The organism is Novosphingobium sp. BL-S-20, from assembly GCF_055521635.1.
Window position 1 is genome coordinate 2,419,955 of sequence record NZ_CM145494.1, and the last position, 14,341, is coordinate 2,434,295.

The 14,341-nt window shown below is 66.4% G+C and carries 14 protein-coding genes; 9 read left to right on the top strand and 5 right to left on the bottom strand.

All coding sequences use genetic code 11. The features are described from left to right. Positions 1-2: 2 nt before the first annotated feature. The 3 genes from ACZ1II_RS19020 to ACZ1II_RS19030 are packed head-to-tail and all read right to left on the bottom strand — an operon-like array spanning position 3 to position 4,179. Positions 3-1,589, bottom strand: coding sequence for a DHA2 family efflux MFS transporter permease subunit (locus ACZ1II_RS19020; protein WP_465145150.1), 1,587 nt, complete (start codon positions 1,587-1,589; stop codon positions 3-5). Beyond that, the gene (locus tag ACZ1II_RS19025; RefSeq protein ID WP_465145151.1) at positions 1,589-2,728 is read right to left on the bottom strand and encodes an EmrA/EmrK family multidrug efflux transporter periplasmic adaptor subunit; all 1,140 of its coding nucleotides are present in this window, start codon (positions 2,726-2,728) and stop codon (positions 1,589-1,591) included. The genes ACZ1II_RS19020 and ACZ1II_RS19025 overlap by 1 nt, the downstream gene beginning before the upstream one ends. Next, positions 2,728-4,179: an efflux transporter outer membrane subunit gene (locus tag ACZ1II_RS19030; protein WP_465145152.1), complete on the bottom strand. Its 1,452-nt coding sequence runs from the start codon at positions 4,177-4,179 to the stop codon at positions 2,728-2,730. Before ACZ1II_RS19030 ends, ACZ1II_RS19025 begins: the two co-directional genes overlap by 1 nt. A 66-nt stretch (positions 4,180-4,245) precedes the next feature. On the opposite strand from ACZ1II_RS19030, the gene ACZ1II_RS19035 reads away from it, so the two are divergent. The 5 genes from ACZ1II_RS19035 to ACZ1II_RS19055 all read left to right on the top strand — a co-directional run bounded on the left by ACZ1II_RS19035 (position 4,246) and on the right by ACZ1II_RS19055 (position 9,505). Further along, on the top strand, positions 4,246-4,863 hold the full coding sequence (locus ACZ1II_RS19035) for a TetR/AcrR family transcriptional regulator (protein ID WP_465145153.1): 618 nt from the start codon (positions 4,246-4,248) through the stop codon (positions 4,861-4,863). 191 nt (positions 4,864-5,054) lie between these two features. Continuing rightward, positions 5,055-5,558, top strand: coding sequence for an asparaginase domain-containing protein (locus ACZ1II_RS19040; RefSeq protein ID WP_465145154.1), 504 nt, complete (start codon positions 5,055-5,057; stop codon positions 5,556-5,558). Positions 5,559-5,800: 242 nt separating this feature from the next. Further along, entirely contained in the window at positions 5,801-7,258 is a 1,458-nt protein-coding gene (locus tag ACZ1II_RS19045) for a sensor histidine kinase (protein WP_465145155.1), read from the top strand. Continuing rightward, entirely contained in the window at positions 7,251-7,706 is a 456-nt protein-coding gene (locus tag ACZ1II_RS19050) for a response regulator (RefSeq protein WP_465145156.1), read from the top strand. The genes ACZ1II_RS19045 and ACZ1II_RS19050 overlap by 8 nt, the downstream gene beginning before the upstream one ends. Beyond that, complete coding sequence (locus ACZ1II_RS19055) at positions 7,703-9,505, top strand: putative bifunctional diguanylate cyclase/phosphodiesterase (RefSeq protein WP_465145157.1); 1,803 nt, start codon at positions 7,703-7,705, stop codon at positions 9,503-9,505. The genes ACZ1II_RS19050 and ACZ1II_RS19055 overlap by 4 nt, the downstream gene beginning before the upstream one ends. Before the next feature lie 88 nt (positions 9,506-9,593). Here ACZ1II_RS19055 and ACZ1II_RS19060 read toward each other — a convergent pair whose 3' ends face one another. Further along, positions 9,594-10,439, bottom strand: a complete 846-nt coding sequence (locus ACZ1II_RS19060; RefSeq protein ID WP_465145158.1) for a PhzF family phenazine biosynthesis protein — start codon at positions 10,437-10,439, stop codon at positions 9,594-9,596. Positions 10,440-10,612: 173 nt separating this feature from the next. Here ACZ1II_RS19060 and ACZ1II_RS19065 point away from each other — a divergent pair, with 173 nt between their 5' ends. After that, positions 10,613-11,005 (top strand): glycine zipper 2TM domain-containing protein, encoded by a 393-nt coding sequence (locus ACZ1II_RS19065; RefSeq protein ID WP_465145159.1) that lies wholly within the window; start codon positions 10,613-10,615, stop codon positions 11,003-11,005. A 62-nt stretch (positions 11,006-11,067) separates the two neighbouring features. Here ACZ1II_RS19065 and ACZ1II_RS19070 read toward each other — a convergent pair whose 3' ends face one another. Then, the gene (locus tag ACZ1II_RS19070; protein WP_465145160.1) at positions 11,068-11,811 is read right to left on the bottom strand and encodes a GGDEF domain-containing protein; all 744 of its coding nucleotides are present in this window, start codon (positions 11,809-11,811) and stop codon (positions 11,068-11,070) included. Positions 11,812-12,169: 358 nt separating this feature from the next. Between ACZ1II_RS19070 and ACZ1II_RS19075 the strand changes: the two genes are divergently transcribed. The 3 genes from ACZ1II_RS19075 to ACZ1II_RS19085 all read left to right on the top strand — a co-directional run bounded on the left by ACZ1II_RS19075 (position 12,170) and on the right by ACZ1II_RS19085 (position 14,247). Next, a complete protein-coding gene (locus ACZ1II_RS19075; RefSeq protein ID WP_465147338.1) occupies positions 12,170-12,835 on the top strand; it encodes a hypothetical protein in 666 nt (221 codons plus the stop codon). Positions 12,836-13,003: 168 nt separating this feature from the next. Further along, on the top strand, positions 13,004-13,336 hold the full coding sequence (locus ACZ1II_RS19080; protein WP_465145161.1) for a glycine zipper 2TM domain-containing protein: 333 nt from the start codon (positions 13,004-13,006) through the stop codon (positions 13,334-13,336). A 110-nt stretch (positions 13,337-13,446) separates the two neighbouring features. Beyond that, positions 13,447-14,247, top strand: a complete 801-nt coding sequence (locus ACZ1II_RS19085; protein WP_465145162.1) for a sulfotransferase family 2 domain-containing protein — start codon at positions 13,447-13,449, stop codon at positions 14,245-14,247. Positions 14,248-14,341 lie beyond the last annotated feature (94 nt).

Below are 14,341 nucleotides of genomic sequence, written 5' to 3' on the forward strand. Positions count from 1 at the left end.
GATCAGTGCCCGCCCGATGCCGGCTTCGCACCGCGCGGGGGACGCGGGGCAATCCAGATAGTGCATGCAGCGATGAACAGCAGGATCGCGCAGAGTGCGAAGACATGCACCGTGCCCAGCACCGTCCCCTGCGCATTGACGAGATTGGCGAGCGTCTGGCGCGCCTGCTCCATCGAGAAACCGGCGTTCTGAAGCTGGTCCATCGTCTGCTGCGAATTGTTCATCGTCGCCGCCATGTCCGCCCCGTTGGCGCGGCTCATGTCTTCCCAGGTCGTGGTCACCAGAGCGGTGGCGATGGCGCTGGCCAGGGTGCGTCCGAAGTTGGCGATGCCTGCCGCACCCGCGGTCTCGTCGGGATCGACCGAGGCCAGGCTGATCGTCGTCAGCGGCACCATGAACAGCGAGACGCCCACGCCCTGCACCAGCTGCGGCCAAGCGATCGTCCAGAACGGCACGTCGGTGGACCAGCTCGTGCGGAAGATCGCCACCACGCCGATCCAGGCGATGCCAAGGAACACCAGCATGCGCGGATCGAAGCGCTGCATCAACTTGGGCACGAAGGGCGAGGCGAAGACCGCCAGCACGCCGGAGAAGGCCATGGCTTCACCCGCCTGCGTCGCGGTGTAGCCCATCGAGGTCTGCAGCCATTGCGGGATCACCACCACCGAGGCGAAGTAGGTGCCGAAGGCGATGGTCAGCGAGAAGGTCGCCGCCGAGAAGCCGCGGTGCCGGAAGACCTTGAGGTCCACCACCGGATGGTCCTCGGTCAGTTCCCAGATCACGAAGGCGATGAAGAAGACCACCGCGATCACCGCCAGCGCGACAATGAAGGGCGAACCGAACCAGTCGTGCTCGCGGCCGAGATCCAGCATCATCTGGAACGCGGCAACCCAGGCGATCAGCAGGCCCAGCCCGACCACGTCGATCGGTAGCTTGCGCGTCGGCGTCTCCACCCCGCGCAGGATCGTGAAGAGGCCGAAGAAGACCAGGATCACGATGGGCACGTTGATGAAGAAGATCCATTCCCACGACCAGTTGTCGGAGATGTAGCCGCCGACGATCGGACCCGCGATCGGCGCGGTGACGACGGTCATCGCCCACATGGCCATGGCGCGCGGGTGCATGTGCTTAGGGAAGATGCGCAGCAGCAGCGTCTGCGTCAGCGGCATCAGCGGACCGCCGCAGAAGCCCTGCCCGAGACGGAACAGCACCAGCAGGCCGAAGCTATGGGCGATCCCGCAGAGCGCGGAAAACACGCCGAAGCCGATCAGCGAGAGCAGGAACACGCGCAAGGACCCGAAGCGCCCTGCGAGCCAGCCGGTCAGCGGCACGCAGATCGCCTCCGCCACCGCGTAAGACGTGATCGCCCAGGTGCCGTTCGACACCGAGACGCCCAATCCGCCCGAAATGTGCGGGATCGAGACGTTGGCGATCGTCATGTCGAGCACGACGACGAAGTTGGCCATCGCCAGCAAAAAACCGGCGATGAGCAGCTTCGCACCGGTGAAGGTGGTGTCGCCAGCCGCCTGACTTCCGGCTCCGTTTCCGGCCTGGCCTCCGGTCGCTGGCGCAGCGGGTGCGCCGGCCATCAGTCGGCGTCCGTCAGTTCGATCTCGGCATCCATCGAGAGACCGATGCGCAGCGGATGCTCCTGAAGCTCCTTGGGATCGAGTTCGATGCGCACCGGCAGGCGCTGCACCACCTTGATCCAGTTACCCGTCGCGTTCTGCGCCGGGATCAGCGAGAAAGCCGCGCCGGTGCCGCCCGAGAAGCCGACGACCTTGCCGTGATAGGTCACGCCCGAACCGTAGAAGTCGGAGGTCAGCGTTGCGGGCTGGCCGGGGCGGACCTTGCCCAGCTGCGTTTCCTTGAAATTGGCATCGACATAGAGATGGCCGACCGGAACCACGGTCATCGCCACGCCGCCGGCCTGGACCTTCTGGCCGACCTGGATGGCGCGCTTGGCGATCACGCCGTCGATCGGCGCGCGCACCACGGTGCGTTCGAGATCGAGCTTCGCCTGGTCGAGCTTGGCCTGGGCCTGGCGGATTTCCGGCGCGGTGGTGTCCGAAGTGCCCTTCGTCAGGGCGACGGCAGCGTCTTCCTGGCGGCGAGCGCTGACGGCGGCGGCCTGCATCTGGGCGAGCATCGCGCGCGCCTCGCTGGCCGAGGCCTGCGCCGAGGCCAGCTGCTGGCGGGCGGTCGTCAGTTCGTCGCCCGAAACCGCACCGCTGCCCACGAGAGCCTGACGGCGGGCGAAGTCGGTCTTGGCCTTGGTGAGCGTCGCCTCGGCCGAAGCCACGCTGGCCTTGGCGGAGTTGATCTGCGCATCGCTGGCGTCTGCCGAGGCGCCGAGCGCCCGGTTCTGCGCGAGCGACTGGCCGTAGCGGCGCTGCGCGGCGGCGAGTTCCGCCTCGGCCTGGGCGAGCGCGATGCGCTGGTCCGAATCCTCGATGCGGAACAGCAGCTGGCCCTTGCGGACGGGCTGGGTGTCGGTGACCAGCACTTCCACCACGCGGCCCGAGGTCAGCGGCGTCACTTGCGCATTGTCGCCGCCGACATAGGCATTGTCGGTCGAGACCGAGCGGCTGCCGATGAAGGTGTCATAGGCGAAGTAGAGCAGGCCCACCGCCGCCACGCCCACCGCGAGGCCGACGAGAAGCGGCTTGCGCCTGTTCTTTCCGAGCACGCTCCCGGAGCCCTGCTCGTTGCTGTTTTCGTCACTCATCACTCGGGAGCCTTCTTGCTTGAATTGTCTTCGTAACCGCCGCCCAACGCGCGCTTGAGCGCGACTTCGCTGGCGAGGGTCCGGAAATGGGCATCGACGGCGGCCTGCCGCGCATCGAGCGCGGTGGTCTCGGCGCTCAGCGCGTCGAGATAGTTGGCGAGGCCGCCCTTGTAGCGCTTCATCGCGATGTCGTAGGCGCGGGCCGACTTGTCCTGCGCATCGGCGGAGGCCTGTTCCTGCTCGGCCGCCGCATTGCGGGTGGCGAGCGCATCGGCCACGTCCTGAAGCGCGCCGATCACCGTGGCGTTATAGTCCGCCACGGCGAGATCGTAGGCGCCGCGCGTCTTGGTGTACTCGCCCTTCAGACGGCCACCCTGGAAGATCGGCAGGCTGATCGCGCCGCCCGCATTGCCATAGGTGGACCCGCTCTTGAACAGGTTCGAGAGGCCAAGCGACTGGAGGCCGAACAACCCGCTGATCGAGATATCGGGCAGGAACGCGGCCTTGGCAGCATCGATCCGCTTGCCCGCACCCTCTGCGCGCAGGCGCGCGGCGACGATATCCGGACGGCGACCGACGAGGCCGATCCCGGCGTCGGCGGGAACCGGCGTCACCGGCAGGCTGGCGATGGAACTGGGCGCAATCGACAGACCGCGATCCGGCCCGGAACCGAGCAGCGCGGCAAGCGCATGGCGGCGCAGCAGGATCTGCTCGCTGTTGGCCGAAAGCTGGGCGCGGGCCGAAGCCGCCAGCGATTCCGACTGGCGCAGCGGCAATTCGCTGTCGAGACCCTGCCGGCTGCGCTGGTCGCTGAGCGTGACCATCGCCTCGCGCGCCTTCACAGCATCCTTCAGCGCCTCACCGCGCGCCACGAGGCGGGCGAGGTCGAAGTAGGAGGAGACCACGTTCGAGGAGATCATCAGCTCGGCCTGACGGGCATCGGCCTCGGCGGCCTTCTGCTCGGAGGTCGCTGCGGCCAGCATCTTGCGATACTTGCCCCAGAGGTCGAGATCGAAGTCACCGGAGAGCGCGAGATCACCGGTGCTCTTCCAACCCTTGGGAACGAACTCGGCCGGAATGCCGTTGTTGTAGCTCTGCTTGGTGCCACCGGCGGAACCCTGCCCGCCCACGGTCGGCAAAGTCGAGGCCCCTGCCACCAGCGAAGCGCCGCGCGCCTGCAGGATACGGGCCTGCGCCTCGGCCACGTCGGGCGAATTGGCCAGCGCTTCGGCCACCAGCGCATCGAGCTGGGCGTCGCCATAGGCGGTCCACCACTGCTGCTGCGGCCATGCGGCATCGGATGTGGCGCCGAGCGATTGGGCGCTGTCCAGGGTTGCGGGAGCCCGCATCTGCGGCTTCGGCCCGAGGTCGGGCACCGCGCAGGCGGACAGCGAAAGGCCTGCGGCGAGCATGGAGACTGCCGCGACTCGGGTGATAGTGATCGTACTCATCGGTACAGTTTTTATCGGAGTCCGGCTTGCGCCTGTCAACGAAAAAGTGTACCAGCTAGTACCACTATGGCAGATAATCCGGGCAAACGAGAACTCAACAAGGCGAAGAAGCGGGCCGCGATCGTGGAAGTGGCGACGAAATCCTTCTTCGAGCGCGGCTATGCGGCAACCACGATGTCCTCCATCGCCGACGAGCTTGGCGGTTCGAAAGCGACCCTCTGGGCGCACTTCAGCTCGAAGGAAGAGCTTTTCGCCGCCGTAGTCGACAACAAGGTCGATGCCTTCGCGCAGGACGTGAACGAGGTTCTGATCGGCCAGACCTTTTCGTTTCCGGCGCTGCGGCGGGCATGCCTGCGCTTCGTCGACTGCCTGCTGCGCGAGAACTCGGTGCAGTTGTTCCGCCTCGTCGTCAGCGAGGGAGAGCGGTTTCCCGAGATCAACGAGATGTTCTACGAACGCGGTCCCACACGCTTTCGCGGCTGCGTGACCGAATTCTACAGGACCGCCTTCACGCAGGAGGAAGCCCTGCGGCTGACCCAGGTGACCGTCTCGGCGCTGGTGGGTTATCGTTCGGACATCCTGATGCGGCCCAAGCGCCCGACCATCAAGGAACGCGAGGCTTTCGTGGACGACCTGATCGGCCTGATCGACTGGCCGCGCCGCCCCTGCCCGCAAGTGGCGTAAGTTTGTCTGGAAATTCGCCTTAGACGAATTTCGCGGCACCGGCCCGCTCCCCCACCCGACCTCCCATTCAGTATATCCTAGATGGGAGGTCGGGTGGGGGAGCGGGCCGGTGCCGCCACGAAAATGCGCCTTAGCGCATTTTCCAGATCCTATCGCTTGACCCGGCGCCGCCGGAATAGGAAACGGCGCGCATGGACAAGTCCCCCGCACTCAGCCCAATCCTCGTCGTCACCACCGGCGGCACGTTCGACAAGCAGTATTTCGACGCCCTCAGCGAATACCAGATCGCCGAGAGCGTGATCGAGAAGCTGCTCAAGGTCGCCCGCGTCGCCCATCCGGTGCGCGTGGTCGAACTGATGCGCAAGGACAGCCTGGAGCTGACCAACGAGGACCGCGCCGCGATCCGCGCCATCGTCGCCTCCGCACCGGAAGCCCATGTCGTCATCACCCACGGCACCGACACGATGACCGACACCGCCAAGGTTCTCGCCGATCTGCCCGGCAAGACCACGGTGCTGACCGGCGCCCTCGCCCCGGCCCGCTTCGCCGAGAGCGACGCGACCTTCAATCTCGGCATGGCCTTCGCCTGCTGCCAGTCCGCACCCGAGGGCGTGTGGATCACGATGAACGGCTCTGTGTTCAACGGCCTCAAGGTGCGCAAGGACCGCGAGGCGGGGAAGTTCGTCAGCGTTTGAGTGCTTCAGGGATAATCCACCGCACTTCTCACGCCACCGTTTTCCAGAACCAGACAGCTTTTCCCGAAAACTAAGGGCAAAACCGGAAAGCCCTGTTCGTCAGCTGCAAACGGCTGCCCCCATAGACCAGCACGCGGAAGGCCGATCGCCGCGTCGCTGAGGAACGCGCACGACCTCCCGGTCGCACGGTAACACCGCCTCCCTCGCCGGGGGGTGGTTCTTACGCTGCAACGGGAGTTTTCGTGACGATAGCGCTTCAGAACCAGGCCGATGTCCATGTCGCACTGACGCATGCGCCGATCGGCGCGATGATCATCGACAGGGCCGGCGTGATCTCTTGGGCGAATGCCTCGCTGGCCGCATTGCTGGGCGAACCGGACCCCGCCGCCCTGCGCCTCACCCTTGCTTTCGCCTGGCTGTCGCAGAGCGATGCCGAAATCCTCCAGCAGATGCTGGAGCTGTTCTTCGCCGCCCCGGTGGAGGCCCGCCCCTCGTGGACCCGCACGGTCACGATCAAGGCGCTGGAAGGCATCGAGCAGACCGTCGAACTGACGCTGACATCCTCCCCCGGCGAGTTCGACAAGCGCGCGATCCTCTGGTTCCAGAGCCTGACCCGCCAGACCATCGCCGAACGGCGCTTCACCCAGATCTTCGAGAACCTGCCGCTCGGCGCCCTCGTGGTCGACAGTCGCCAGCGCATCGTCCAGGTCAACTCCGCGCTCGCCGCCGAGTTCGGCTATCCGCGCGAGGAACTGGTCGGCCAGCCGCTGGAGATGCTGCTGCCTCCGCGCTACCGCGAGGGGCATCAGCGCCATGTCGAGGGCTATGTCGCCGCTCCCGCATCGAGGATGATGGGTTCGGGTCGCGACCTGACGGGCCTGCACCGTTCGGGTCAGGAAATCCCGGTCGAGATCGCCTTGACCCGTCTCGAAAACGGCGCCCAGCCGATGTTCATGGCGATCGTCAACGACTTGTCGTCCCGCAAGCGGGGCGAGACCGCACTCCAGCAGACCAATGCCCAGCTTGAGGAGTTCACCTATGTCACCAGCCACGATCTGCGCTCGCCGCTGCGGGGCATCGCCGATCTCGTCACCTGGATTCGGGAGGACCTGAGCCACGTCGACCTCTCCGAGGACGTGCAGCACAATTTCGACCGCATCGCCCTGCGCATCGCCCGCGCCGAACAGATGATCGACGACCTGCTCGACTATGCCCGCGCCGGGGTGCGCGACCGCCATACCGAGACCATTTCCCCCGCCGCGCTGATCGACGAAGCCTTGAGCCTGGCCCTCGTGCCCGACAGTTTCCGGATCGAGATCGACCTCCAGGGCGGCGACATCACCGCCCCGCGCGCGCCGCTGGCAACCTCGCTGCGTAACCTTATCGGCAATGCGGTGAAGCACCACGGCGGGAGGGCAGGCCACATCCGCATCGCCATGCGCGAAGAAGGGCGTTTCTCGGTCTTCACCGTCGACGACGACGGCAAGGGCATTACCCCCGGTAACGAGGACCGCATCTTCAAGCTGTTCCACCGCGCCTCGCCCGGCACCAGCGGCGACGGCGTCGGCCTCGCCTTCACCCGCCGCATGATCAACGCCCACGGCGGCATGGTGACGGTGCAGTCGCCGGGGGCGCTCGGCGGCGCCTCGTTCGAGATTCACTGGCCCCGGATCCTGCTGAAGGAGAACGAGGATGACTGACAGCGAAACCGCCCTGTTCGACTATACCGTGCTGGTGGTCGACGACGACGACGTCGCCCTCGAAGGCGTGCTGCGCAGCTTCAAGCGCCATGGCGTCCCCTGCCGCAGCCTAACTGCCGGAGACGGCCGCGAGGCGCTGGACATCCTGCGCGGACGGCATCCCGGCAAGCAGATCGATACCCCGGTAATCGTCCTGCTCGACCTCAACATGCCGAACATGGACGGTTTCCAGTTCCTGGAGGAACTGCGCGCCGATGCCGAGCTGAAGCGGACGGTCGTGTTCATCCTCAGCACCAGTTCGCGCGATCAGGACCGCTCACGCGCTTACGACGAACATGTCGCCGGTTACATGGTGAAGTCGGCGGTCGGCCCGCAGTTCGCCCAGCTCGCCCAGTTCATCACCAAATACGCCACCACGCAGAACCTGCCCGCGATCGCGCATCCGTGATCCCGCTGCACCCAGCCAAGGAATCCGAGACGATGGAGTACAACTACAACGGCAAGACGGAAATCCAGGCCCTCGTGGTGGACGACGACGATGTCGACCGGGAACGCCTGATCCGCATGCTCCAGCGCGGGCCGCGCGCGATCAACGTGATCGAGGCCAGTTCGCAGGCCGAGGCGCTCCAGATCATCCGCCATGCCGAACCCGCGCTCGACATCGTCTTCCTCGACGTCGGCCTGTCCGACGGGGACGGGCGCGATCTGGTGCCGACGATCCGCGCCGAAGTCGATCAGGACTGCCCGATCGTCGCCGTCACCGGCAATGTCGACGAGCAGGTCGCGGCGGATTCGATCAAGGCCGGAATGACCGAATATCTCACCAAGCGCGCGCTTTCGCCGGAACGGGTCGCCGCCTCGGTCGAGGAAGGCATCGCCTGGCGCAAGTACCGGCAGGACCTGCGCCGCACCGAGGAGGAACTGACCCACCGCAGCCTCCACGATCCGCTGACCGACCTACCCAACCGCACGCTGCTGTTCGACCGCCTCGGCCAGGCCTGCGCCCGCGCCCGCCGCAACGGCAGCTCCTTCGCGGTGATGATGATCGACCTCGACCGCTTCAAGGAAATCAACGACAGCTTCGGCCATGCCGCGGGCGACGTCGTGCTCACCACCGTCGCCCGGCGGCTGCGCGGCCACTTGCGCGAGGTGGATACCGTGGCCCGGCTCGGCGGCGACGAGTTCGCCCTGTTGCTGCAGGACGTGCCGGACTATGAGACCGCCACCGGCCTCGCGGGCAAGCTGGCGCGGGTGATCGAGCAGCCGATCGTCCACGACAACCGTATCCTCCACGTCGGCGCCTCGATCGGCATCGCCATGTGCCCGCAGCGCGGCTATGCGCCGACGGGCCTGCTCTCCGCCGCCGACGATGCGATGTATGCGGCCAAGCGCGGGCTCGACAAGCTGGTGACCAGCCGCGACAGCCTGCCCGCCGCCCCCGCGTTCGATCCCAAGGATATGCTGGAGGAGATCGACCAGGCCATCGCCCACGATGCGCTCGAATGGCACTGGCAGCCCAAGGTGGACTTGCGCGACGGGCGCGTGCTCGGCTTCGAGGCGCTGGTGCGCTGGCGTCATCCGCGCAGCGGCAATATCCCCGCCGACCAGCTCATCCGCACCGTGGAGCAGTCGCCGCTGCTGGAGACCTTCACCCACCAGTGCCTCGACACCGTGCTCGCCCAGTTCGCGCGGATACAGGACAAGGTGGACGGCGCCGCCATCGCCATCAACGTCTCGGCCCGGATGCTGGAACGACCGACTTTCGTGGACAGCGTGGTCGAACTGATCGAATGCCACCGCATCGCCCCTGAGCGGGTGACGCTGGAACTCACCGAGACCGCCCTCATCACCAATCCCTCGCAGGCCAAGCGGGTGATCGAGCGGCTGCACGAGCACAGGATTCCGCTCTCCATCGACGATTTCGGCGCGGGCTTCACCTCGTTCGGCTACTTGCGCGACTTCGCGATCAGCGAGATCAAGATCGACCGCTCGTTTATCTCGCGCTTCACCGAGAGCCGCTTCGACCAGTCGCTGGTGAACAGCCTCGTGGTGCTCTGCGAAAGCCTCGGCATCCCGCTGGTGGCCGAGGGGGTGGAGAATCCGGAAACGCAGGAACTGCTGGTCTCGCTCGGCTGCAATGCGGGACAGGGCTACGGCATCTGCAAGCCGATGCCTTACGAGGATGTGCTCGACTGGATGGATACCTGGCGCGGTCAGGCGCCAATGATCCGTCAGGTGAACGCCTGACGGGGCCGGGAACAGAGGTCTCAGCTCCTCCCGTCGTCCCCGCAAAGGCGGGGACCCCGCTTCTTTACTGACTGACGACGCAGCCCGCTCAGAAAGGCCCGGACAAACCCCCTCCAGAGGAAACCGTCGCCACCCGGCCCGCAACCCAGATCGAACCGTCGCCGTCCCGTCGGCAATGGACCAGACCATCTGCGCCGACCTTGCGCCCCTGCGCGGCAACGTAGCTCTCCCGAACCAGCCCTTCGGCAAAGAGATACTGCGCCACGGCCGCATTGAGACTGCCGGTCACCGGGTCCTCCACCATGCGGCCCGCCGGATCGGCGAAGAAAGCGCGCACTTCGAACTGCGCCTGCGAGCCGGGAGCACAAGGCCCCAGCAGCGCCACATCGGTATGCAGCGGTGCACGCGGCGACGGTTCGGCGGCGAGAACCGCCTCGACGGAAGCGAGATGCAGCAGCTTCCAGCCGGGACCGTTGGCGGCATGAACAGCGGCGACCACGGCGCTTTCCTCCACCCCGCAGAGGCGGATGGTCTCGGCCCGGTCCGCAGCATCCAGCGGACCCGAGCGGCGCAAGTCCGGTGCGCGGAAGGCCAGCATGTCTTGCTCCTGCCGCACGTCGACGAGGCCGATGCCGCATTCCTGCACCACCTTGCCCGCAGCCTTGGGAACGCCCCCAGCCGCCAGCCAGGCATGGGCGCTCCCCAGCGTCGGATGCCCGGCGAAGGGCAGTTCACCCGCCGGATAGAAGATCCGCACCCGGTAATCGGCCGCAGGGTCGGTCGGCGGCAGCAGGAAAGTGGTCTCCGAAAAACCCAGCCAGCGCGTGATCCGCAGCATCGTCTCCGCATCCAGACCCTCGCCGCCGCGCACCACTGCGAGCGGGTTTCCGGTCAGCGGACCGGAGCCGAACACATCGATCAGATCGAGTTTCATCAGCCGCATTCCCTTTCAATTCCGATTGCTTGGCGCTATTTTCGCACGGTCGCGACTTCGTAGCGATACGCCGCTTCCAAGGTTTTTCCCGTGGTTCATTCCGGGTTGTGGAGCAAGGGTGCATGCGGTTCGTTATGCCGTCACGAAAATACGTTCTCAGGAAGGACACCGCGATGAAAAAGACCCTTTTGGCGTTCGCCATGGCAGCCCTGGTTCTCCCGCTGGCCACCCCCGCAGCCGCGCAGGACTGGCGCCGCGACCGTCATGACAACCACGGCCGCTACGACCGGGACCGTAACGATCGCAACCGCTACGACAACCGCGGTCGCTATCGCGAACCCCGCCGCCTCGGCCGCAATGACCGCGTCTGGCGCGGCAACGATGGCCGCTACTACTGCAAGCGCGACAACGGCACCACCGGCCTGATCATCGGCGCCGGTGCGGGTGCACTGGCCGGCCACGAGATCGCCGGTCGCGGCGACCAGACGCTCGGTGCGATCATCGGCGGCGTCGCCGGCGGCCTGCTCGGACGGGAGATCGATCGCGGCGAAGTGAAGTGCCGCTGAGGTTCTGAACGGCTGCAAACGAAAAACGGCGCGCCATCCTTCGATGGCGCGCCGTTTTCCTCTCAGGTATTCCTCGTAGTCACCAGCCGCAGATGGTTGTCCGTAGCCGGGTCCACAGCGGAGACCGTGCGATTCCGCCCCTGCCGCTTGGCATCGTAGAGCGCCTCGTCCGCCCGCCGCATCGCTTCCGGCAGGGAAAGTCCCGTCGTCGATGCCACGCCCAGGCTGAGCGTGGGTACCACCTGATCTCCGGCAAAAGTCGATACGGCCAGCTGCGCCACCGCGCGGCGCAGGCGCTCGGCGGCGGCATGGGCCTCTCGGCCGCTGCGGGCATGGAGGAACAGTCCGAACTCCTCTCCGCCGAGCCGTCCGCACAAATCCCCGGCACGCAAGTTATCCTGGATCGTATTGCCGATCGCGACCAGCACGCGGTCGCCCACCCCATGACCGAAATCGTCGTTGATCTGCTTGAAATGATCGACGTCCGCCACGATCAGCCAGCCGTCGCGGTCTGCCATGATATCGCGCGTCAGTTCGATGAAGACGTCGCGATTGGTCAGCCCGGTCATGCCGTCGACGCGGGAGGTGCGTTCCAGCCGCTTGAATGCCTGCGCCAGTTCGCCGTGCAGCGCGGCGATCCGCAGCTGCTGGCGCATGAGCACGATGCACACCGGTGCCGAGACCGCCAGCGCCACGACCATGCCGAGCACCAGCAATTGCACCGGCATCGCAAAGCCGGGCAGGAACGCCGCCAATTGCAGCAACAGCAATGTCGCCGCCACCGACAGCCCCGTCCCGGCAGCCACACTGCGCAAGCCATGGCTTTTCATTTCGAACAAAACCCCGTTTAACCCCTGAGCGGCAGATAGGCCGGGATAGTTAACAACCTCCTGCATAGCCTATTCGTACTTATACCTAAGTAAGACCCGCATTACCTCGAACGACACCCACTCATCCACTGAAAAGCCCCGGAAAACCCGCGCTTCCCCTTGCCAACAACCGGCATTCCCACGCGCGATAGGGCAGCCGTTCCGGCAATAAGTTCTGTAAGGTAACATTGCCCGGCGATAGGGGCTGGCCTCCGGCTTCGTCATCAGCCATCGTGCAGCATCCGTTCTGTCAGGAGACTGCGTGTACCGTCCGACGCTGATCGCCCTCTGCACGATGCCCGTCCTTGCCTCGGCCCTTGCTCCGGCGGCCGCGATGGCGGACAGCCCGCGCGAACTTCTGACCGCAGCAGCCTTTCAGGCGCCGGACAAGCCCAGGGCGCTGGCCCTGATCGGGCAGGCGATCGCGGCTTCCGACCGGATATTGGCCGCCCACCCCGGCGACCATGAAGCGACGCTCCAGCGCGGCATCGCCATCGGCTATCGTGCAAAACTGACCCGCAGCCGATCGGACGCGCGCACCTCGCTCGGCATCTTCGAAAAGCTCGCGGCCCAGAACCCGCGCGATGCCGAAGCGCAGATGGTGATCGCGGGCTGGCATCTCGATGCGATCGACCAGCTCGGCGGCTTCATGGCCCGCACCGCGCTGGGCGCGAAGAGCCAGGCCGGTGAAGCCGCGCTCACCCGCGCGGTCGCGCTGGGCGGAGACCGTGCCTTCTATCCGGGCCTCGCCGCTCTCATGCAGATCCGCAAGGACCAGGCGGACATCGCCCAGATCCGCCGCTGGGCGGAGGCCGCCGCCAAGGCCCCCACCCCCACTCCGCTCGATGCGGTGATGAAACGCGGCGCCCTGGCCATCCTGCCGTCGCTGCGTGCAGGCAATGCCAAGGCGGCAGCGGCCACGGCGCGCAAGCTGCTACCGTTCGGAAAACTGGCGAGCTGACGCGGCAGAGTCCGGCACCCCGCCCCAAGTACCGCCCCCTCTTCGTCGACGGCAAGCCTCGTTTCGGCGTGTATCGTCAAATTGACGCGAATGTTCATCCTCCGTTTTGGCGCCCGGTGGAAAGGCCGGGGCCGGTCAACAAGACATTCAACTCGGAAGGATTTTCAGATGCGCAAAGCCATCACCGCAGCCCTGCTCGCCGCGATCACCGTGCCCGCCACGCTCGCCGTCACCGAAGTCGCCGAAGCCCGCGATCACGGTCGCCGCTACCACCGCACCGACAACGGCGTGCGCTACTGGCGCGGCAATGACGGCCGTTATCGCTGCAAGAAGGCGAACGGCACCACCGGCCTGCTGATCGGCGGCGTCGCCGGTGCCCTGGCTGGCCGCGCCATCGACACGCGCGGCGATCGCGCCACCGGCACGATCCTCGGCGCCGGTGCCGGTGCCCTGCTCGGCCGCGAGATCGACCGCAACAACAGCCGCCCGCGCTGCCGTTAATCTACGGAAAACCACGACGCGCCGACCCTCGGGACGGCGCGTCCCATACCTGCCACGATTGAAATATTTCGAAATCACCGGGCGACGGGATATGCCTAAGCCCTCGCCCCATGGCACCCGATCTCGAACGGACTACCGGTACCACCGGCGTCAACCGCCTCCTCGCATCGGCCTTCGGCGTAAGCCTCGTCAGCGATATTCCCGAACGCCTTTCCCGTCACGGCCTGCGCCCCTGGCTGGACGGCAAGCGCCGCCGCCGGCTCGACCGCATCCGCGACAGCGGCCTGCTGTTCATCCACGTCCCCAAGAACGCCGGAACCTCGATCTGCGACCGCCTCTACGGCGCGCAGATGAAGCACTGCTCGATCCGCTACTACGCCAAGGCCGCGCCCGACCTGCTCGATCTGCCCAGTTTCGCGCTCGTCCGCGATCCGGTCGACCGCTTCCTTTCCGCCTTCCGCTATGCCCGCACCGGCGGCACCCGCCATCGCACCGTCTCCGCACCCTTCCGCGAGCGTTACGCCACGTTCCGGACGATCGACGATGCCATCGAGCACCTTGCCGAGGCACGCTCCCCCTTTGGCATCGATCACATCTTCCGCCCCCAGTGCTGGTACGTGCTCGACGCCCAGGGGCGCTCGGCGGTCGACCGGCTGATCCCCTACGAACAGATCGGCGAGATCGGCAAACGCCTCGGCCGCGAGGAACTCTCCACCCTGCCCGAGTTCAACCGCAGCCATGAAACCGGCGGCCACAAAACCGACTGGCGCCCGACACCCCGCCAGCTCGACTTCCTGCACCGCTTCTACGCGGCGGACTTCGCGCTGCGCCACCAGGCGGTGACCGGCATGCCCGCGCCGCAGCGCAGCACCGGCACAGCGACCAACCCGGTACCCTCGCTCGCGGGATAGTCGCCCTAAACGGAAGTATGTGATTATGCGGAGAGGCCTTTCCTACAGGTCCGGTCTGTGCTCCTATGCCCGGCAATGATCGCTCGCTTACTTT

What these genes read in the sequence shown, in the direction of transcription:
- ACZ1II_RS19035 (WP_465145153.1), top strand. Translation starts at nt 4,246, where the DNA reads ATGGCAGATAATCCGGGCAAACGAGAACTCAACAAGGCGAAGAAGCGG.
- ACZ1II_RS19080 (WP_465145161.1), top strand. Translation starts at nt 13,004, where the DNA reads ATGCGCAAAGCCATCACCGCAGCCCTGCTCGCCGCGATCACCGTGCCC.
- ACZ1II_RS19075 (WP_465147338.1), top strand. Translation starts at nt 12,170, where the DNA reads ATGCCCGTCCTTGCCTCGGCCCTTGCTCCGGCGGCCGCGATGGCGGAC.
- ACZ1II_RS19060 (WP_465145158.1), bottom strand. Translation starts at nt 10,439, where the DNA reads ATGAAACTCGATCTGATCGATGTGTTCGGCTCCGGTCCGCTGACCGGA.
- ACZ1II_RS19020 (WP_465145150.1), bottom strand. Translation starts at nt 1,589, where the DNA reads ATGGCCGGCGCACCCGCTGCGCCAGCGACCGGAGGCCAGGCCGGAAAC.
- ACZ1II_RS19040 (WP_465145154.1), top strand. Translation starts at nt 5,055, where the DNA reads ATGGACAAGTCCCCCGCACTCAGCCCAATCCTCGTCGTCACCACCGGC.
- ACZ1II_RS19065 (WP_465145159.1), top strand. Translation starts at nt 10,613, where the DNA reads ATGAAAAAGACCCTTTTGGCGTTCGCCATGGCAGCCCTGGTTCTCCCG.
- ACZ1II_RS19025 (WP_465145151.1), bottom strand. Translation starts at nt 2,728, where the DNA reads ATGAGTGACGAAAACAGCAACGAGCAGGGCTCCGGGAGCGTGCTCGGA.
- ACZ1II_RS19085 (WP_465145162.1), top strand. Translation starts at nt 13,447, where the DNA reads ATGGCACCCGATCTCGAACGGACTACCGGTACCACCGGCGTCAACCGC.
- ACZ1II_RS19050 (WP_465145156.1), top strand. Translation starts at nt 7,251, where the DNA reads ATGACTGACAGCGAAACCGCCCTGTTCGACTATACCGTGCTGGTGGTC.
- ACZ1II_RS19030 (WP_465145152.1), bottom strand. Translation starts at nt 4,179, where the DNA reads ATGAGTACGATCACTATCACCCGAGTCGCGGCAGTCTCCATGCTCGCC.